This window comes from Microbacterium sp., assembly GCF_044340635.1.
Classification (GTDB): domain Bacteria; phylum Actinomycetota; class Actinomycetes; order Actinomycetales; family Microbacteriaceae; genus Microbacterium.
In genome coordinates, this window is the sequence record NZ_JBIITF010000010.1 from 113,556 (window position 1) to 130,897 (window position 17,342).

Below are 17,342 nucleotides of genomic sequence, written 5' to 3' on the forward strand. Positions count from 1 at the left end.
GGTCTTCTAGACCTCGGCCGCGCGGTAGATCTTCGACCGCGGCACATAGCGCGCGGAGTTGCCGAGCAGCCCGGCGACCTCCTCGTCGGTGAGCTCCCGCCGCACCTTGCCGGGGATGCCCGCGACGAGCGATCGCGGCGGAACGACGGTTCCCTCGAGCACCACCGCCCCCGCGGCGACGAGCGAGTTCGCGCCGATGACGGCGCCGTTCAGCACGGTCGCGTTCATGCCGATGAGGCATCCGTCTTCGACGACGCAGCCGTGCACGACGGCGGCGTGGCCGATGCTGACGTCGGCGCCGATGATCGTCGGGTTGCCCGCCTCGGTGTGGATCACCGCGTTGTCTTGGAGGTTGCTGCGTTCGCCGAGCACGATCTCGTCGATGTCGCCGCGCAGCACCGCGCCGAACCAGACGTTGGCATCTGCAGCGATGCGCACCTTGCCGATCACGGACGCGTTCGGGGCGACCCAGGCGTCGGCGGAGATGTCGGGCTCGTGCCCGTCGAAGGGGAGGATGACCGGCATTCCGCCAGCCTAGCTGTACTGCCCAGGCAGGTTGTTTGAGATCCGGCTGATGGGCGGGAGCTTCCCGATCGCAGTGTGGGGCCTGTGGTGATTGTAGAAGTGCAGCCAGGCGGGCAGGGCTGCGCGGCGGGCTGATTCGCTGTTGTAGTGCTTCACGTAGGCCCAACCGTCGGCCATAGTGCGATGGAATCGCTCGATCTTCCCGTTCGTCTGCGGACGGTAAGGACGTGTGCGCTTGGGTGTGATGGCGAGCTCGGCGCAGACGCGTCGCCAGGCGTGGGAGCGGTAGGCGGGGCCGTTGTCCGAGAGGACCCGTTCGACGCGGACGCCGCGGTCGGCGAACCAGGACACGGCCCGTTGCAGGACGCCGATCGCGGTCTCGGCGCGTTCGTCGTCGTGGATCTCGGCGTAAGCGACGCGGGAGTGGTCGTCGATGACGGTGTGGACGTAGGCGGTGCCGGTGACCATGTCGCCGGCGATGCCTCGCTTTCCGGTGCGCTTGGCCGTGACTGCTCGGTTGCGGTCGCCTTGGGACCGTCCGACGTAGCGCCAGCCGCCGCCGTCGGGGATGTTGCCGAGCTTCTTCACGTCGACATGGATCAGCGCGCCGGGCTTGTCGTGCTCGTACCGGCGGGCGGGTTCCCCGGTCTTCACATCGACATGCGAGAGCCGGTTCAGTCGACACCGTTTCAGCACCGCGTGGACGGTCGAGGCCGGCATCCCGACGCGGTCGGCGATCTGGACCGGCCCCAGGCGCTTGCGGATCCGCAGGTGCACGATCTTCTTCACACGGTGCGTCGGGGTCTTGTTCGGATGCGCATGCGGGCGCGAGGACCGGTCGGCCATCCCCGCTTCACCGAGCTCGACGTAGCGTCGCGCCCATTTCGCGGCGGTGGGCCAGGAGACACGGAAGTAGTCCGCCGCCGCGGCGACCGTCCACTCCTCGTCGACGATCTTCTGTGCAAGACGGAGCCTTTGGCGCGGGGTGAGCGCCGCGTTAGCGTGAGACACGAGAACCTCCTGGTTCAGAGCGGATGCGGTAGCAGCTCCACTCTGCCGGGAGGTTCTCGTCACATCAGGGAAGCCAGATCAAACAACCTCCCTGGGCAGTACAGCTAGCGGCGAGTGCAGCAGTCGACAAGGCTGAGACGTATGCGCTTGCTGCGGCCGCTGTGGCGATACCCGATCATCTCGGTCACCGTCGTGGTGCTCGCCGCGGTCGTGGTCCTCCACGCCGTCGGAGCGGATGCGGTGGGACGGTGGACGGCGACGGCCTACGTCGGAGCGTTCGTCGTGTGGACGCTGGTTCGGATGGTGCGTGATGTGCTTCGCGGGCATGTCGGGCTCGACATCCTCGCGGTGGTGGCGATGGTCGCAACCCTCGCCGTGGGCGAGTACATCGCGTCGCTCATCATCGTTTTGATGCTCTCCGGCGGTGAAGCGTTGGAGGACTTCGCCGCCCGGCGGGCCAGGCGCGACCTCACCGCGCTGCTGGACCGATCGCCGCGCACCGCGCATGTTCTCACTCACGAGCATGCGTCGGACTCGGACGAGGTGCAGGATGTCGCGGTCGAGCACGTAGGGATCGATGATGTGCTGCTGGTGCGGCCGGGCGAGATCGTGCCGGTCGACGGCATCCTGCTCACCGAGAGCGGCACGTTCGACGAATCGTCGCTCACTGGGGAGAGTCTGCCGGTGACTCGTGAGGCGGGCAGCGACGTGCTCTCCGGCGCTATCAACGGGAACCGGGCGGTGCGGATCCGGGCGGTGCGGCGCAGCGCGGACAGTCAGTACCAGCAGATCGTCGCGCTCGTGCGTGCCGCGGAGGACTCGCGTGCGCCCGTCGTGCGGCTCGCGGATCGGTTTGCGATCCCCTTCACGGCCGTCTCGCTCGCCCTGGCCGGCATAGCGTGGGCGGTATCGGGCGATCCGACGCGCTTCGCTGAGGTGCTGGTGCTAGCGACGCCGTGCCCGCTGCTGATCGCTGCACCGGTCGCGTTCCTCGGCGGGCTCTCGCGGGCCGCGAAGGCCGGCGTGATCATGAAGGGCGGAGGTGTCGTAGAACAGCTCGCCCGAGTGCAGTCCGCGGCCTTCGACAAGACCGGAACGCTGACGCAGGGCCAGCCGACCCTCGTTGACGTTCGCCCTGTCGGCGGCTTCGAGGCGGGCGAACTGCTGCAGCTCGCCGCGTCTGCTGAACAGTACTCGTCGCATGTGCTCGCAGACAGCATCCGCCGGGCCGCGGTCGAGCGCGGCATCGACCTTCTCGCGGCCGAGGAGGCCAGTGAGGTCGCCACGAATGGTGTGACCGCGGTGATCGGGGGGCGAACGGTCGTCGTGGGGAAGCCCTCCTACGTCGCGTCAGTGGCGGCCGACACGGTGCGCGCAGACCTGACGACGGGCGAGGCCGCGGCCTACGTCGCCATCGACGGCCGGTTCGCCGGCGTCCTCGTGCTCGCCGACGATCCCCGCCCGGAGTCCGTCGCGGTGGTGTCGTGGCTGCGCGCGAACGGTGTCGAACGGATCGTCATGCTCACGGGAGACACTCGTGCGACAGCCGAATCGATCGCGCGGCAGACCGGGATCGACGAGGTGCATGCCGAGCTCCTTCCGCCAGAGAAGGTTCATCTCGCGGCCGACCTGCATCCACGACCCGTGATGATGGTCGGCGACGGGGTGAACGACGCCCCGGTGCTGGCCGCCTCCGACATCGGCGTTGCGATGGGCGCGAAAGGCGCGACCGCGGCCGGCGATGCCGCTGACGTGGTGATCCTTGTCGACTCGCTCAGCAAGGTGGTCGACGCCGTGTCGATCGGGCGGCACACGCTTCGCGTCGCGCTGACGGCGATATGGCTCGGCATCGGTCTCAGCGTGGTCCTCATGGTCATCGCCATGACGGGCGCCATCCCCGCCGTCGCCGGCGCTCTCACGCAGGAGCTCGTGGACCTCGCCACGATCCTCTACGCGCTCCGCGCGCTGGGCGGCCCGCCGAGCGGACTCCCCGCTGCCGCACCGCCGCCGTCACGCCGATCCGACACGGAGTCCGACTCGCACCGCGTGTGACGCTCTGAAACCCGAGCACCACGACTGGAATCTGCGGGCGAAGAGCCGAGGTGCAGGGTTGCCTCTCCTTCCTGGCGGCAGGAGAACTACCGAACTACCGTGAGGAGCCGTGACGACGCAATCCCCTCCATACCGGCATTCCGGCGAGCCTCACGCAACGGGGCTCGCGCAGCGACTCAACTGGCTGCGCGCAGGAGTGCTGGGAGCGAACGACGGGATCGTGTCCACGGCGGCGGTCGTCGTCGGTGTCGCCGGAGCGACAGCGGAGGTCACGCCAGTGTTGCTGGCGGGGGCCGCGGCCCTGGTCGGCGGGGCTATCTCAATGGCGCTCGGCGAGTACGTCTCGGTGTCCAGCCAGCGGGACAGCGAGCGGGCTCTCATCCAGAAGGAGCGGCGCGAGCTGGAGGAGGATCCCGAGGTCGAGCTCGAGGAGCTGGTCGGGCTCTACGAGGAGCAGGGCCTCACCCCCGGAACCGCCCGCCTGGTGGCGACGGAGCTGACCGAGCGCGACGCGCTCAAGGCCCACCTGGCGCTCGAGCTGAACATCGACCAGGAGGACGTCGTCAGCCCCTGGCACGCCGCCTTCGCCTCGCTGATCGCGTTCACGATCGGCGCCGTGCTGCCGCTGCTGACGATCCTGCTGCTGCCGCACCCGGCGCGCATCGTGTGGACCTTCGTTGCCGTGCTCCTCGCCCTGGCGGTCACCGGATACGTCGCGGCCTGGATCGGCGGCTCTCATCGGTGGCGGGCCGTGGTGCGCCTGGTGATCGGCGGTGCGCTCGCCCTGGGAGCGACCTTCCTGGTCGGCTCCCTGTTCGGCACGGTCGTCGGCTGAGGCGGCGCGGACTCACCCCTTGCTCACAGTACGGCCCAGCCGATGAGGCCCGCGGCGATGACGACCGCCCACGCCGGCGCCTTCCACGAGGTCAGGGCGACGAACCCGGCGGCGGCGATCCCGAGGGCCGCGACCGATGTGACCCCTTCGGTGAACACCGGCGTGTAGAGCGCTGCGGCGAGGATCCCCACCACGCCGGCGTTCACGCCCATGAGCGCCCGCTGCGCGAGTGGAGCGCGACGCAGCCGGTCCCAGAACGGCAGCACCCCGACCACGAGCAGTGTCGCGGGGAGGAAGATCGCGACCAGCGCGATCGCGGCGCCGAGCAGCCCGGACGGCGGGCTGGTAGTCGCGGCGCCGAGGTAGGCGGCGAAGGTGAACAAGGGACCGGGGACCGCCTGCGCGGCACCGTAGCCGGCGAGGAACACGTCGTGGTCGACGAGGCCGGTCTGCACGGTCCCGGCCTCCAGCAGCGGCAGCACGACGTGACCGCCGCCGAACACGAGTGCCCCAGCCCGGTAGAACACGTCGAATAAGCGTACCGCCCCGTTCTCAGTGGCGGACACGAGCAGGGGGAGGCCCGCGAGCAGGATCACGAAAAAGGCCAGGCTCCCGATCGCGGCCCAGCGAGGCACCCGCACGACGAATGGCTCCGACTCCGATGCCGTGGCGGCCTGCGGGCGCAGCCACACCAGCCCGACGACTCCCGCGGCGGCGATCACGGCGACCTGTGCGAACGCGCTCGGGACGAGCAGGACGACGATCATGCCCGCCACGGCGATCGTGGCCCGCTTCGCGTCCGGGGTGAGGGTTCTCGCCATGCCCAGCACGGCGTGGGCGACGACCGCGACCGCGGCGGCCTTCACCCCGTGAATCCATCCGGCGCCGGACAGGTCACCGAGCGCCGTGACCCCGTAGGCGAACGCGACCAGCAGGATCGCCGACGGCAGGGTGAACGCCGCCCACGCCGCCAGCAGCCCGCCGAACCCTGCGCGCTGCAGCCCGATCGCCATGCCGACCTGACTGGATGCGGGGCCGGGCAGGAACTGGCACAGCGCCACCAGGTCCGCGTAGGCGCGGTCGCCCAGCCACTTGCGCCGCTCCACGAACGCCTCGCGGAAGTACCCCAGGTGCGCGACCGGGCCGCCGAAGGAGGTCAGTCCCAGGCGCAGGAACACGAGGAACACCTCTCCGACCGTGCCGGGGTGGCGGCGCCCGCCGGTCGAGGGGGAAAGGCTCATCGCGCTCAGTCTGCCCCAGTCACTTGACGCTCACTAGACCAGCACCCTGGCATTCGCGGCCGACCACGCCTGCGCCGCGAGCTGCACGGCATCCCACGGAGAGCCGAGCGGCGGGGTGTAGGAGAGGTCGAGGTCATCGAACTGCCCGATGGTCAACCCGGCATAGAGGGCGGTGGCGAAGGTGTCGACCCGCTTGGCGACCTCGGTGCCGCGCCGCCCGACGAGCTGCGCGCCGAGCAGACGCCCGTCGCCGGTGTCCCCGGTGATGCGGAAGTGGATCGGGTGGGCACCGGGGTAGTACCGCTTGTGGTCGTCCGCGGCCGCGGTGATCGTTGCTGCCGCGTAGCCGGCGGCGATCGCCTCGTGGTCGCGCAGGCCGGTTCGGGCGGCGACGAGGTCGAAGACCTTGACGACCTGGGTGCCGACCGACCCCGCGAAGGCTCGGTCGCCGCCGAGAGCATTCTCTCCTGCGATGCGGCCCTGCTTGTGCGAGGTCGTCCCCAGCGGCAGATAGGTCGCGCCGAGGAGGCGGTGATGCGTGATGATGCCGTCGCCGGCGGCCCAGACGTGCGGGAGCCCGGTGCGCATGTGCTCATCGACCACGACGGCGCGGCCCGCGCCGAGGCTCGCTCCGGCCTGCTCGAGCAGCTCGGTGTTCGGCCGCACCCCGACGACCACGAGCACGAGGTCCGCGGTCTGTGCGAAGGGCTGCCCGTCGCGGGTGCCGGTGACGGTGAGCCCGACCGGGGTCTTCTCGATCCCGGTCACGGTCGAGCCGGTGACGACCTCGACGCCATGCGTCGTGAGTTCGTCGCGGACGAGGGCGCCGAGCTCGGGGTCGAGGGTGGAGAGCACTTCGGGTCCGCGCTGGAGCTGGGTGACCTGCATCCCGCGGGTGATGAAGGCTTCGGCCATCTCCAGGCCGACGTAGCCGGCGCCGACGATGATCGCAGACTGCGGCTGCCGGGTAGTGAGGTCGTGGTCGAGGGCGAAAGTGTCACCCATCGAATGAATGACATGCACCCCGTCCTCCGGGGTCAGCGCATCGAGGCCGGCGATGCCGGCGTGGGACGGGAGCGCGCCGGTGCCGACGATCAGCTCGTCGTAGGCCAGATCCTCGAAGATGCCGTCCGGGGTGCGGACAGTGAGCCGCTGCCCGGCGACGTCGATGCCCGTGGCGAAAGTGTTGAGCCGCAGCCGCATCCCGGTGGCCTCCAAGTCAGCGCTCGTGCGGTGCGCGAGCGACTGCCACGGGGCGACCTCGCCAGTGAAGTAGTAGGGGATGCCGCAGATGGAGAAGTTCGGGTACTCGTCCGCCACCACCACCGTCACGTCGGTGGTCGGGTCGAGTTCGCGGGCACGGAGCGCGGCGGAGATACCGGCGTCGGAGCCGCCGATGGCGATCAGATGGGTCATGGCTGGGCCTTTCGATTCGGGAACAGCAGGAACACAAGCCCGACGCCGACGACCGCGCCGACGACCTGGGCGGCGAGGAACCACAGCGCGGAGGTCGGGGCGATGCCGGCGAAGGTGTCGGTGAAGATCCGGCCGATGGTCACGGCGGGGTTGGCGAACGAGGTGGACGAGGTGAACCAGTACGCGGCGCCGATGTAGGCACCGACCGCCGGGGCGACCAGCGCCGCGCGGCCGGTGCGAGCCAGGGCGAAGATCGTGAGGATCAGCCCGGCGGTGGCGACGACCTCGCCGAGCACCTGCCCCGGTGCCGCCCGGTCGGTCACCGACAGCGCGGCCGGCACGGCGAACATGAGGTTCGCCAGCAGCGCCCCACCGATGCCGCCGACGATCTGAGCGCCAGCGTAGACGGCGATCTCGCCGCCGCCGTGCCGTGCGCCGAGGGCGCGGTCGGCGAGGGTGACGACCGGGTTCAGGTGCGCGCCGGAGACGGGCTGGAAGATCAGGATGAGGACGGTCAGGCCGAGCGCGGTGGCGATCGAGTTCTCCAGGAGCTGCAAGCCCACATCGCCGGGCGAGAGACGCGAGGCGGCGATGCCGGAACCGACCACGACCGTCACCAGCAGGCCGGCGCCCAGCAGCTCAGCGGCAGCACGCCGCCACAGCGGGACGGCCTCGGTCGTGGTGGTGTTCATCGCTGCCCATCTTGACGAATCCGGTTCGCTCAGTCAAACTTGAGGTAATGAACATTGAGGAAACTTGCCTTGCGGGTCGGGTCGCGCGGTATGCGGCGCTGGCCGATCCTGTGCGGCTGCGGATCGTGGACCTGCTCACCCTGGGCGATGTCGCCCCGGTCGAGCTGCAAGGCGAGCTGGGTGTCTCATCGAGCCTGCTCGCCCATCACCTGAACCAGCTCGAACAGGCAGGGCTGATCGTGCGGACGCGGTCGGAGGCCGACCGGCGCCGCACCTACCTCCACCTCGCGCCCGGCGCGCTCGACGGCCTCACCCCTTCCCCGATGCTCGGGGTGCGGCGGGTGGTGTTCGTCTGCACCGGCAACTCGGCCCGATCCCAGCTCGCCGCTGCGCTCTGGCACGGCAGCAGCGATATCCCGGTGGCCTCGGCCGGCACGCACCCGGCCGCGCAGATCGAGCCGGGCGCGATCGCCGCCGCGGACCGACACGGCCTCACCCTGCGAGCCCGCGCCCCGCGCGCGCTGGACGACGTGCTCGGCGCGGACGATTTCGTGGTGACCGTGTGCGACACCGCGCACGAAGAACTCGGCGACGCCGGCTGCGTGCACTGGTCGGTGCCGGACCCGGTGCGCGACGGGACGGACGCCGCCTTCGACGCGGCGTTCGAGGACATCGCCGCCCGCATCCAGAGCCTCGCGCCCCGGCTGACCACGACGAAGGGATGACGACGATGCCAGACGAGCACGAGCGCCACGCGACGATCACCATCGACCAGGAAGCGGGCCTCGCCACCAGCGCCGAGCGCCTGACGCGGGAGTTCGAGGGCACCTTCGGGCGGGAGACGATCGACCGTTTCCTGCACGCCTCCTACACCGACCTCGCCGCCCGTGCGACGGTGCCGACCTATCTGCCGCTGCTGACCGAGAAGTTCGCCCGGCAGCGGCTGCGCGCGCTCGCCAAGGTCGACGGGATGCACCTGACGGGCACGCCGACCGTGCTGTTCCTGTGCGTCCACAACGCCGGCCGCTCGCAGATGGCCCTCGGCTTCTTCCAGCACCACGCCGGCGACCGGGCGATCGGCTGGTCCGGCGGCTCCGAGCCCGGCGAGCAGATCAACCCGGTCGCCGTTCAGGTCATGGCCGAACGGGGCATCGACATCGCCGGCGAGTTCCCCAAGCCCTGGACCGACGAGATCGTGCGGGCGGCGGACGCGGTGATCACGATGGGCTGCGGCGACGCCTGCCCGATCTTCCCCGGCAAGCGGTACGAGGAATGGACGCTACCCGATCCCGCGGGCTGGACCCCGGACGGGATGCGGCCGGTGCGCGACGAGATCGAGCGCCGCGTGCTGAACCTGCTGGCCGAACTCGGCGTCCCCTCCCGCGCCTGACAGTCGACTTCCACAAGCACCGGACCCGCTCCCTGCCAGTCGCGGGGTCGGGGCGGAGGCCGCAATGCCCGAACCGGCTTGTGACATCCGGCGCGATCGCGCAGACTCGGGTATCGGGTTTGGCGGCGTCTCGGCAGGCTCGTTCTCATGTGCTACCGACCGCGTAGGTCCGTGAATCCTGAGGGAGTTGTCCACGCGGCCACCCGGCGACTCGCCCGTGTTTTACGGGCCAGAACGTGCTTTCGTGATCCGGCGGGGACAGGGGTGTCGAACAGTTCTACTCCCACGTCGTCGTCGTGAGTGGGGGAACGATAGGCGTCTTCTCAGCGTCCGATGCTCGGTGGTTCGTTACCGGGCGCGTCACGCGACGGAGCTGGACGATAGGGCGGGAGTGAGCGCCGAAGGGTCTGCCCGATCCGTCCGACGATCCCCGGCGGCTCGGGCACGGCGACCTTCAGTGCGATCCGGCGGTGGGTCTGCTGCTCTTCCAGCGCCCGCACGTCGGCACTGGGGTCGGAGGCGGCCAGCTCGATCATGCGGGCGGCGTCGTCTTGCAGCCGCCGGTAGGCCGACGCGGTCCTCGGACTGAGGTAGCCGCGCCGGGCGTGAGCGGCGCCGAATACGGCGCCGTAGTCCGCGAGCCAGGCAACGGCCTCGACCGGGGTGAGCTCTCGGGTCTGCTCGCTGCGCAGCACCTCGGCCGCGTGGGGCTCGTGCTCCCATGCGCCGGATTCGGTGCGGCGGTTGTCGTAGAGGCGGCGGTCGCGGGTGTAGACCTGGATGCGGGCGACGGCGGGCAGGGCCTCCAGCGCGGCCACGACCTCGGGTGAGCCGGCCAGCGCCGTCTCGTGCGCCTCGGGCGGGGTCCAGCGGCCGACCTCGCCGCGCCGGGCGCGCAGGAACCGTTCTTCCGCGGCCAGGCGCGACACCGGGGCGGGCATGGCGACGGCGACGACCTCGACCCGGTAACCGGCCTCCGCGAACCGGGCCGCGGTGTCGATGACCATCGCTGGATCGCGGAAGGTGCCTTCCAGCAGCACCGGGTAGCCGTGCTCGATCGCATGGTCCAGGGCGAGGCGGATGAGCCCGCTGGAGGTTGGCGCGGTCGCGGCCGGCATCGCCAGCGGGTCGTTCACCGCGAGATCCCGGTAGCCGGGGTGGTAGGCGCGCAGGTCATCCCCGGTGATGGACACCAGCTCGGGGTGCTCCGCGAGGATCGCCGCCTGCGCCCTCGTCTTGCCCGCGGCGGGCTGGCCGCCGAGCAGTACCAGGAGCCGGTCGCCGGTCGGGACCGGCGGGAAGATCGCCTGCCGCGCGGTGGCGTCGAACACCTGCCGCAGCCGCGCCTCGTCGGAGGCGACGGGTTCGGTCACGCGATCCGGCGGCTCGCCTGGCCGGTCAGGGCGTCGATCTCATCGAGCCATGCCTGCTGCTGGGCGATCAGCCCGAGCCGGTCGTCGGGGTCCAGCGCCGTGCGCTGCTGGTTCACCAGGCGCACCCGCGCGGCCCAATACTCGCGCTCGCGCTCGTCGGTCGTGGCGAGCTGCCGTTCGATCAGGACGGAGGCCAGGGTGGTCGCGCCCTGGGCGGTCATGTCGTAGAGGGCCACATCGCTCACGCGGGGCTCGTCGTCGTACCAGGCGCGCAGGGACTCGGCCGGGATCGCGCTCGGAATCGTCACGCTCATGGGATCACCTCTGCTTCGTCGTTGCTCATTCTACCTCCCCGGTCCGCTCCCGCCCCGGACCCGCTCCCTGCTGTTCGCGGGTCGGGACGGAGGGTGCAACATCCGAGCGCAGCGACGTGGTGTTGCGGCATCCGCCACGACCCCGCAAGCTGGTAGAGCGGGTCAGGCGCGGGAACGTGAGTTCGCTACTCGGCACACTCGGCAGGCGCGCAGAGGCACCAGGATTACCCGCCTCTGGAGGGGCGCAAACGTGGCAACATTTTGGCAACGAACGCTGACGACAGGACTTTCCGCGACGCACTCGACGCACGCGGAACCCCAGTAAACACAGGGCAGAACCGGGTCGGGCACGCAGTTCCGGGGGAGCCTATTCCCCTCTCACGGCGGTAACGCGGGTTCGAATCCCGCTGGGGTCACAAACGACAAAATCCCCCGGATTCCCGGGGGATTTTTTCGTTTCCGCCCCCAACGGGACGAGGCCCCGTATACGCGGGTGGGCCCACGCCGCGGAGGCTCCGCGCGCCGCTATGCGGCGGGTGGAGGAGCGGTGGGGGCGAATCCCGCCCGGCATCCCGAGCCCCAGCGGGGCGCTCAATGAGCGCTCCGCGTCACCCGATCTCTTTCATGCGGAACATTCGCTCTTTTTATGCGGAACATTCGCTCAACTCATCGCGGCAGCTAGCCGCCGTCGCCCCTGGGACCGACTCCTCGCGGCAGCCGAAGCTCAGCTCCCCACCCCACCCAACTCGCCCCGAACGATCGCCGCACCCGAGCTCAGCGCCCCGAGTTTCGCCAGCGCAACACTCCGAGGTAGCGGCGCCATACCGCAGTTCGTGCTGGGGATGAGCTTGTCGGCATCGACGAACTCCAGTGCCTTCCGCAAAGTGGCGGCAACAGCATCCGGCGTCTCGACCGCCGAAGTAGCCACGTCGATCGCCCCGAGCATGACCTTCTTGCCGCGGAGAATCTCGATCAGGTCCAGAGGCACGCGAGAGTTCTGCGACTCCAGCGAGATCGTGTCGATCGACGAGCGCTGCAACAGCGGGAACGACTCCTCGTACTGCCGCCACTCCGAGCCGAGCGTCTCTTTCCAATCCGTGTTGGCCTTGATGCCGTATCCGTAACAGATGTGCACGACGGTTTCGGCCCGCAAGCCCTCGGCCGCCCGTTCGAGCGCCGCGATTCCCCAGTCCTGAACCTCATCGAAGAAGACGTTGAATGCCGGTTCGTCGAACTGGATGATGTCGACGCCCGCCGCCTCCAGCTCGCGCGCCTCGTGGTTGAGGATGGTCGCGAACTCCCACGCCAGCTTCTCGCGGCTCATGTAGTGGGCGTCGTAGAGGGTGTCGATCATGGTCATCGGCCCGGGCAGAGCCCACTTGATCGGCTGGTCGGTCTGCTGGCGCAGGAACCGAGCGTCCTCGACGAACACGGGCTTCTCGCGGCTCACCGCGCCCACGACAGTCGGCACGCTCGCGTCGTAGCGATTCCGGATGCGCACGGTTTCGCGCCGTTCGAAGTCGACCCCGCTCAGGTGCTCAATAAACGTGGTGACGAAGTGCTGCCGGGTCTGCTCGCCGTCGCTGATGATGTCGACGCCGGCGCGTTGCTGCTCGTGCACGGCCGAGCGCAACGCATCCTGCTTGCCCTCCACCAACTCGTCGCCCGCAAGTTTCCAGGGAGACCAGAGGGTCTCGGACTCGGCCAGCCACGACGGCTTCGGCAGACTTCCGACGATCGAGGTGGGCAAGAGCTTCTGCATATTCGATAACCTTCCGGAGCTCATGCGACGGGCGTTGGGGAGGAGGAAGCCCATTGCGCCAGCACCTTTCGGTGCCGCCGCACGAAGTGTTCTTCGGTGTATTTGCCCTGCGTCACCGCGAGTTGGCTGCGCTCGACGCGGTCGTAGTCGATCTGTGTGCGCGAGTAGTCCTGGTGGTCGAGGCTCGGCCGGTAGACCGCGCCTGCGGACGAGTTGGCGTTGTAGATCTCGGGTCGATAGATCTTCTGGAACGTCTCCATCGTGCTGATCGTGCCGATGAGCTGCAGGGGCGAGAAGTCGGTGAGCAGATCTCCGCGAAAGTAGAAGGCGAGCGGCGCGACGCTGCCAGGCGGCATGAAGTATCGGGCGCGCAGCCCCATCTTGCCGAAGTACTCGTCGGTCAGCGACGACTCGTCCTGCAGGTACTCGACGCCCAGGATCGGATGCCGGTTGTCGCTGCGGCGGTATGTCTTGCTGGTCGAGACGCTGATGCAGATGACCGGAGGCATCCGAAAGCGTTCCTGATACGCGGGGGAGTCGAGGAAGTTCTGGAACAGCTTGCCGTGTAGGTCGCCGAAGTCGTCGGGCATGGCGATGTCGGTCGGCGCGTTCTTGATCGCCGGGAGCAGCACGCTGAAGTCGTAGTCGCGCACGTACGACGAGAAGTTGTTGCCGACGATTCCGTTGTGTCGCTGGCCGGTGTGTCGATCGAGGATCTGGAGGTCGAGGACTTCGAGCAACGGAAACTCCTGGTCCGCTCCCGCGGCCGTGAACCGCATGGACACCGAGACGATCTCGAGTTCGACGGTGTAGCGGTCGCGGGTCGGGTTGTCCCAGTGTGCGAGGTCGTTGAACCGGTTGTCGATCATCGTCAGGGCGTTGCGCAGGTTCCGCTGCCGATCGGCACCGCGTGCGAGGTTGGCGAAGTTGGTGGTGATGCGTGAGTTCTCCGACGGTGAGTAGTCCTCGTCGAAGCGGGTGGTGGTGATGTGGAACGTGAAGGCGTTCGCCATGAGCGGCCCATCCAGTGGCTGATCGGCCGGTTTCGGCCGTGCGGAAGTCGGTGGATCCATGGTGGGGTCGAGGTGCACATATCGAGTAACTCGCCGAAACTATGCATCCAGATAGCCTTTGACTATGGCTCGGGAGACCAGCGGAATCACGCTGCAGCAGCTGCACTACTTCATCGAGGTCGCGGCAGAGGGGTCGATCAGCGCGGCCGCCGACCTGCTCTATGTCTCGCAGCCGACCATGTCTGCCGCGATGAAAGAGCTCGAGTCGCGGGTTGGTCGTGCCCTGCTGCTGCGCTCGGCGCGCGGGGTCACGCTCACCGCCGACGGCGCCGAGTTTCTCGGCTATGCGCGGCAGGTCGTGGAGCAGGCGGAGTTGCTCGAGCAGCGGTACCTCGGTCGGCCGCCGTCGCGGCGTCTGCTGGGGGTGTCGACCCAGCACTACTCGTTCGCGGTCGACGCGATGGTGCGGATGGTCAGGGCCAGTGGTGCCGCCGAGTACGAGTTCTCGCTGCGCGAGACGCGGACGTGGGACATCATCGAGGATGTCCGCACGCTCCGGAGCGAGCTGGGCATTCTGTATCGCAACGACTTCAACCGGAACGTGATCGACAAGCTGTTGCGGGACTCAGGCCTCGCGTTCCGCCCTCTGTTCTTCGCCGAGCCGCACATCTTCATCTCGCGAAAGAACCCGCTCGCCGCGCGGGATCGCGTGGCGCTCGACGATCTCGCGGATCTGCCTCGGCTGACGTTCGATCAGGGTGCGAACAACTCGTTCTACTTCGCCGAAGAGATTCTCTCGACTCTGTCGAGCAAGCAAGAGATTCGCGTGTCGGATCGCGCCACCATCTTCAACCTCATGATCGGGCTCGAGGGTTACACGATCTCGACGGGAATCATCAGCGACGACCTCGACCCCGAGATCGTCGCGATCCCGCTCGACGTCAACGAACGCATCGAGATCGGATGGATCGGCCACTCCGCCATCCCGCTGACCGAGCAGGCGCAGCGCTACCTCGCTGAGGTGCGTGCTGTGGTTGCGGGGTTTGGGGTGGAGCTGCTGGGGTAGCCGTGGCCCCACCCAGCTTCCAAGAGGTGTAACGCGTAGCGATACGCGCTACACTATTCCTGTGATCGTGAGCTTCCGCCACAAGGGCTTAGAGACTCTCTATCGCACCGGTTCGAAGAAGGGCGTGCAACCGGCCCATGCGCCGAAGTTGAGTCGCATACTCGGCCTGCTGGACGTTGCCCAGTCGGCTGCGGATCTAGCGATTCCCGGATTTCGTACCCATGAACTCAAGGGCGATTTGGCCGACCACTGGTCGATCTGGGTCAACGGCAACTGGCGGGTGACGTTCCGATTCGTGGGGCAAGACGTGGAACTCGTCGACTATCAGGACTATCACTGAAGGGTGCAGACATGATGAAGAATCCGCCGCATCCGGGCGAGGTGCTCGGGGAGGACGTGCTCGGTGAGCTCGGGCTCACTGTTGTAGAGGCCGCTGCCCGTCTCGGGGTGTCGCGCGTGACGCTCAGTCGAGTCATTCACGGTCATGCGGGCGTCAGTCCGAACCTCGCTGTGCGGCTGGAGCGCGCCGGCGTCGGCACCGCGCGAGCCTGGCTTGCGATGCAGACCAACTACGACCTCGCCCAAGAGCTCGATGGTAAGGAATACGACGTCCGCCCCCTTGTCGTAGCGTGAGGCTGCGCTGCCGCTCAGCGGACCGACAGGCGCACGAGTTGCCGGCCCGGAACACCGCAATGGGCTTCTGATTAGGCGAACTCTACCCAGGCATTGGATGCGGGTAGCGCATGTGGTCACGTCCTCGGCTCCCCTCGGATAGCGTGGTGAAGTTGCACAAGTCTGGAGGCGGCGTGGTCACGGGTGAACTTCGACGGCAGGTCGACAAGGTCTGGGATGCCTTCTGGTCGGGCGGCATAGCGAATCCCATCGAGGTGGTTGAACAGATCACTTACCTGCTGTTCATCAAGCGCCTCGACGACCTGCAGCTCCTTGAGGAGCGCAAAGCGGCACGATTCGGCCACGACGTCGAATCGCCCGTGTTTCCGGATGGCTACGACGGCGATGCCGTCGGTAGGAGGCCATACCGCGACCTGCGCTGGAGTGTATTCACGAACTACTCTCCGTCGGAGATGTTTGAGGTTGTGGCTGAGCACGTGTTCCCGTGGCTGCGCAAACTTGGTGCCGAGGGGTCGAGCTACGCCCGCAACATGCGCGATGCGCGCTTTACTATTCCGACGCCGGCACTCCTCACCAAGGTCGTCGACCTGCTCGCAGACATCCCGATGGAGGATCGCGACACCAAAGGTGACATCTACGAGTACATGCTCGGCAAGCTCGCCACGAGCGGCACAAACGGCCAGTTCCGTACGGCTCGTCACATCATCAAGCTCATGGTCGATCTCACCGAACCGCGCCCCGACGATCGCATCATCGACCCGGCCGTCGGTACGGCGGGTTTCCTGGTTGCTGCGGAGGAGTACCTGCGACACCACCATTCCGAACTCTGGACGGATGCCGCAGCCCGGGCGCATTTCAACGGTCCCATGTTCACCGGGTACGACTCGGATGCCGCGATGGCCCGCATCGCGAGCATGAACATGTTGCTTCACGGAGTCGAGAACCCGACGATCGAACGCGCCGACTCGCTGACCGAAGGTCACCCCGGCGATGACAGTTATACGCTCGTGCTGGCCAATCCGCCATTTGCGGGTTCGCTTGACGATGAGACGGTTGCGAAGGATCTGCAGAAGGTCGTCAAGACCCGCAAGACTGAGCTGCTGTTTCTTGTTCTCATGATCCGGATGCTCCGGAACGGCGGTCGAGCAGCTGTCGTCGTTCCCGAGGGGGTGCTTTTCGGTTCTTCAAATGCGCACAAGGCGGTACGCAGGCTGCTTGTTGAGGAGCACAAGCTGGATGCCGTCATCAAGCTGCCGTCCGGCACCTTCAAGCCCTATACCGGAGTCTCGACTGCGATCTTGCTATTCACGAAGACCTCGTCGGGCGGCACCGACAGCGTCTGGTTCTATGACGTACGCGCCGACGGCATGACCCTCGATGACAAGCGGACTCCGATCGAAGCGAACGACCTGCCCGATGTGCTGGCTCGGTGGCGGTCCCTCCGTGCGCCTGACTTTGGAGAAGCCACCCCTCCGGCTGTTGAGCCTGCGGAGCGACATAGAACGTCTTCGACCGATGAGGGCTCCCGCCCGCGCACCGCGCAGTCGTTCCTCGTGCCAAAGCAGGAGATTGTCGACAACGCCTACGACCTGTCCTTGAATCGCTACAAGGAGTTGGAAATCGAAGACGTCGAGCATCGCCTGCCGAGCGAGATCCTCGACGAGCTCGATGCTCTTGAGGCCGATATCCAGAACGGGCTGAACCGGTTGCGGGAGATGCTCGCGTGAATTGGGCGAAGGTTCGAATCGGTGACTTTGTCAAGGTCGTCGGCGGCGGAACTCCTCGACGTTCGGAGACGAGCTTCTACGGTGGCGATATTCCCTGGGTTACGCCCAAGGACATGAAGCGCCAACGCGTAGATGAGGCAGAGTTATCGATCACAGCAAGTGGAGGGGACTGCTGCACGAATAGGTGACATCTGATCTGGCTTGCCCTCGAGGGTGGCCTGGAAGGATGTTGCTGTGCCCAAGCCCTACCCGACCGAGTTCCGTGATGACGTCGTGCGCGTCGCGCGGAACC

The 17,342-nt window shown here is 67.8% G+C and carries 18 protein-coding genes; 9 read left to right on the forward strand and 9 right to left on the reverse strand.

Translation table 11 applies throughout. The features are described 5' to 3' along the window. Window positions 1-6: 6 nt before the first annotated feature. Both ACIQ0W_RS10505 and ACIQ0W_RS10510 read right to left on the reverse strand, forming a co-directional pair. Complete coding sequence (locus ACIQ0W_RS10505; protein WP_228178109.1) at window positions 7-525, reverse strand: gamma carbonic anhydrase family protein; 519 nt, start codon at window positions 523-525, stop codon at window positions 7-9. Window positions 526-534: 9 nt separating this feature from the next. Beyond that, the gene (locus ACIQ0W_RS10510; protein WP_195691665.1) at window positions 535-1,536 is read right to left on the reverse strand and encodes an IS481 family transposase; all 1,002 of its coding nucleotides are present in this window, start codon (window positions 1,534-1,536) and stop codon (window positions 535-537) included. Window positions 1,537-1,677: 141 nt separating this feature from the next. Here ACIQ0W_RS10510 and ACIQ0W_RS10515 point away from each other — a divergent pair, with 141 nt between their 5' ends. Together ACIQ0W_RS10515 and ACIQ0W_RS10520 are read left to right on the forward strand one after the other, a co-directional pair. Further along, window positions 1,678-3,588 (forward strand): heavy metal translocating P-type ATPase, encoded by a 1,911-nt coding sequence (locus ACIQ0W_RS10515; RefSeq protein ID WP_195691664.1) that lies wholly within the window; start codon window positions 1,678-1,680, stop codon window positions 3,586-3,588. 109 nt (window positions 3,589-3,697) lie between these two features. Continuing rightward, window positions 3,698-4,423, forward strand: a complete 726-nt coding sequence (locus ACIQ0W_RS10520) for a VIT1/CCC1 transporter family protein (RefSeq protein ID WP_195691663.1) — start codon at window positions 3,698-3,700, stop codon at window positions 4,421-4,423. Between the two features lie 23 nt (window positions 4,424-4,446). On the opposite strand, the gene chrA is transcribed toward ACIQ0W_RS10520, so the two are convergent. Genes chrA through ACIQ0W_RS10535 form a run of 3 tightly spaced genes read right to left on the reverse strand, consistent with a single transcriptional unit; the run spans window position 4,447 to window position 7,772 of the window. Continuing rightward, window positions 4,447-5,664: a chromate efflux transporter gene (gene chrA / locus ACIQ0W_RS10525; protein WP_195691662.1), complete on the reverse strand. Its 1,218-nt coding sequence runs from the start codon at window positions 5,662-5,664 to the stop codon at window positions 4,447-4,449. Between the two features lie 33 nt (window positions 5,665-5,697). Beyond that, entirely contained in the window at window positions 5,698-7,080 is a 1,383-nt protein-coding gene (locus ACIQ0W_RS10530; protein ID WP_195691661.1) for an FAD-dependent oxidoreductase, read from the reverse strand. Next, window positions 7,077-7,772, reverse strand: a complete 696-nt coding sequence (locus ACIQ0W_RS10535) for an aquaporin (RefSeq protein ID WP_195691660.1) — start codon at window positions 7,770-7,772, stop codon at window positions 7,077-7,079. Before ACIQ0W_RS10535 ends, ACIQ0W_RS10530 begins: the two co-directional genes overlap by 4 nt. A gap of 47 nt (window positions 7,773-7,819) precedes the next feature. Between ACIQ0W_RS10535 and ACIQ0W_RS10540 the strand changes: the two genes are divergently transcribed. Next, window positions 7,820-8,497 (forward strand): helix-turn-helix domain-containing protein, encoded by a 678-nt coding sequence (locus ACIQ0W_RS10540; RefSeq protein WP_195694251.1) that lies wholly within the window; start codon window positions 7,820-7,822, stop codon window positions 8,495-8,497. A 5-nt stretch (window positions 8,498-8,502) separates the two neighbouring features. After that, the gene (locus tag ACIQ0W_RS10545) at window positions 8,503-9,162 is read left to right on the forward strand and encodes an arsenate reductase ArsC (protein WP_228178110.1); all 660 of its coding nucleotides are present in this window, start codon (window positions 8,503-8,505) and stop codon (window positions 9,160-9,162) included. Window positions 9,163-9,485: 323 nt separating this feature from the next. On the opposite strand, the gene ACIQ0W_RS10550 is transcribed toward ACIQ0W_RS10545, so the two are convergent. From ACIQ0W_RS10550 to ACIQ0W_RS10565, 4 genes are all read right to left on the reverse strand, one after another. Next, window positions 9,486-10,535 carry a zeta toxin family protein gene (locus ACIQ0W_RS10550; RefSeq protein WP_195691658.1) on the reverse strand — a complete coding sequence of 350 codons (1,050 nt, stop codon included), beginning with the start codon at window positions 10,533-10,535 and terminating at the stop codon, window positions 9,486-9,488. Beyond that, window positions 10,532-10,849 (reverse strand): hypothetical protein, encoded by a 318-nt coding sequence (locus tag ACIQ0W_RS10555; RefSeq protein ID WP_195691657.1) that lies wholly within the window; start codon window positions 10,847-10,849, stop codon window positions 10,532-10,534. The genes ACIQ0W_RS10550 and ACIQ0W_RS10555 overlap by 4 nt, the downstream gene beginning before the upstream one ends. Window positions 10,850-11,573: 724 nt before the next feature. Continuing rightward, entirely contained in the window at window positions 11,574-12,611 is a 1,038-nt protein-coding gene (locus ACIQ0W_RS10560) for a methionine synthase (protein WP_396642738.1), read from the reverse strand. A 20-nt stretch (window positions 12,612-12,631) separates the two neighbouring features. Next, window positions 12,632-13,624 carry a DUF1852 domain-containing protein gene (locus tag ACIQ0W_RS10565; RefSeq protein ID WP_304688747.1) on the reverse strand — a complete coding sequence of 331 codons (993 nt, stop codon included), beginning with the start codon at window positions 13,622-13,624 and terminating at the stop codon, window positions 12,632-12,634. 124 nt (window positions 13,625-13,748) lie between these two features. Between ACIQ0W_RS10565 and ACIQ0W_RS10570 the strand changes: the two genes are divergently transcribed. From ACIQ0W_RS10570 to ACIQ0W_RS10590, 5 genes are all read left to right on the forward strand, one after another. Beyond that, window positions 13,749-14,690, forward strand: a complete 942-nt coding sequence (locus tag ACIQ0W_RS10570; protein ID WP_304688744.1) for a LysR family transcriptional regulator — start codon at window positions 13,749-13,751, stop codon at window positions 14,688-14,690. Between the two features lie 61 nt (window positions 14,691-14,751). Then, window positions 14,752-15,030: a type II toxin-antitoxin system RelE/ParE family toxin gene (locus tag ACIQ0W_RS10575; RefSeq protein ID WP_304688742.1), complete on the forward strand. Its 279-nt coding sequence runs from the start codon at window positions 14,752-14,754 to the stop codon at window positions 15,028-15,030. Window positions 15,031-15,041: 11 nt separating this feature from the next. Next, on the forward strand, window positions 15,042-15,323 hold the full coding sequence (locus tag ACIQ0W_RS10580) for a HigA family addiction module antitoxin (protein WP_304688741.1): 282 nt from the start codon (window positions 15,042-15,044) through the stop codon (window positions 15,321-15,323). Window positions 15,324-15,469: 146 nt separating this feature from the next. Further along, window positions 15,470-17,050 carry an N-6 DNA methylase gene (locus ACIQ0W_RS10585; RefSeq protein ID WP_396642739.1) on the forward strand — a complete coding sequence of 527 codons (1,581 nt, stop codon included), beginning with the start codon at window positions 15,470-15,472 and terminating at the stop codon, window positions 17,048-17,050. Beyond that, window positions 17,047-17,238: a restriction endonuclease subunit S gene (locus ACIQ0W_RS10590; protein ID WP_396642740.1), complete on the forward strand. Its 192-nt coding sequence runs from the start codon at window positions 17,047-17,049 to the stop codon at window positions 17,236-17,238. The genes ACIQ0W_RS10585 and ACIQ0W_RS10590 overlap by 4 nt, the downstream gene beginning before the upstream one ends. Window positions 17,239-17,342: the final 104 nt, after the last annotated feature.

What these genes read in the sequence shown, in the direction of transcription:
- ACIQ0W_RS10505 (WP_228178109.1), bottom strand. Translation starts at nt 525, where the DNA reads ATGCCGGTCATCCTCCCCTTCGACGGGCACGAGCCCGACATCTCCGCC.
- ACIQ0W_RS10515 (WP_195691664.1), top strand. Translation starts at nt 1,678, where the DNA reads ATGCGCTTGCTGCGGCCGCTGTGGCGATACCCGATCATCTCGGTCACC.
- chrA (WP_195691662.1), bottom strand. Translation starts at nt 5,664, where the DNA reads ATGAGCCTTTCCCCCTCGACCGGCGGGCGCCGCCACCCCGGCACGGTC.
- ACIQ0W_RS10530 (WP_195691661.1), bottom strand. Translation starts at nt 7,080, where the DNA reads ATGACCCATCTGATCGCCATCGGCGGCTCCGACGCCGGTATCTCCGCC.
- ACIQ0W_RS10535 (WP_195691660.1), bottom strand. Translation starts at nt 7,772, where the DNA reads ATGAACACCACCACGACCGAGGCCGTCCCGCTGTGGCGGCGTGCTGCC.
- ACIQ0W_RS10540 (WP_195694251.1), top strand. Translation starts at nt 7,820, where the DNA reads ATGAACATTGAGGAAACTTGCCTTGCGGGTCGGGTCGCGCGGTATGCG.
- ACIQ0W_RS10545 (WP_228178110.1), top strand. Translation starts at nt 8,503, where the DNA reads ATGCCAGACGAGCACGAGCGCCACGCGACGATCACCATCGACCAGGAA.
- ACIQ0W_RS10555 (WP_195691657.1), bottom strand. Translation starts at nt 10,849, where the DNA reads ATGAGCGTGACGATTCCGAGCGCGATCCCGGCCGAGTCCCTGCGCGCC.
- ACIQ0W_RS10560 (WP_396642738.1), bottom strand. Translation starts at nt 12,611, where the DNA reads ATGCAGAAGCTCTTGCCCACCTCGATCGTCGGAAGTCTGCCGAAGCCG.
- ACIQ0W_RS10565 (WP_304688747.1), bottom strand. Translation starts at nt 13,624, where the DNA reads ATGGCGAACGCCTTCACGTTCCACATCACCACCACCCGCTTCGACGAG.
- ACIQ0W_RS10570 (WP_304688744.1), top strand. Translation starts at nt 13,749, where the DNA reads ATGGCTCGGGAGACCAGCGGAATCACGCTGCAGCAGCTGCACTACTTC.
- ACIQ0W_RS10580 (WP_304688741.1), top strand. Translation starts at nt 15,042, where the DNA reads ATGATGAAGAATCCGCCGCATCCGGGCGAGGTGCTCGGGGAGGACGTG.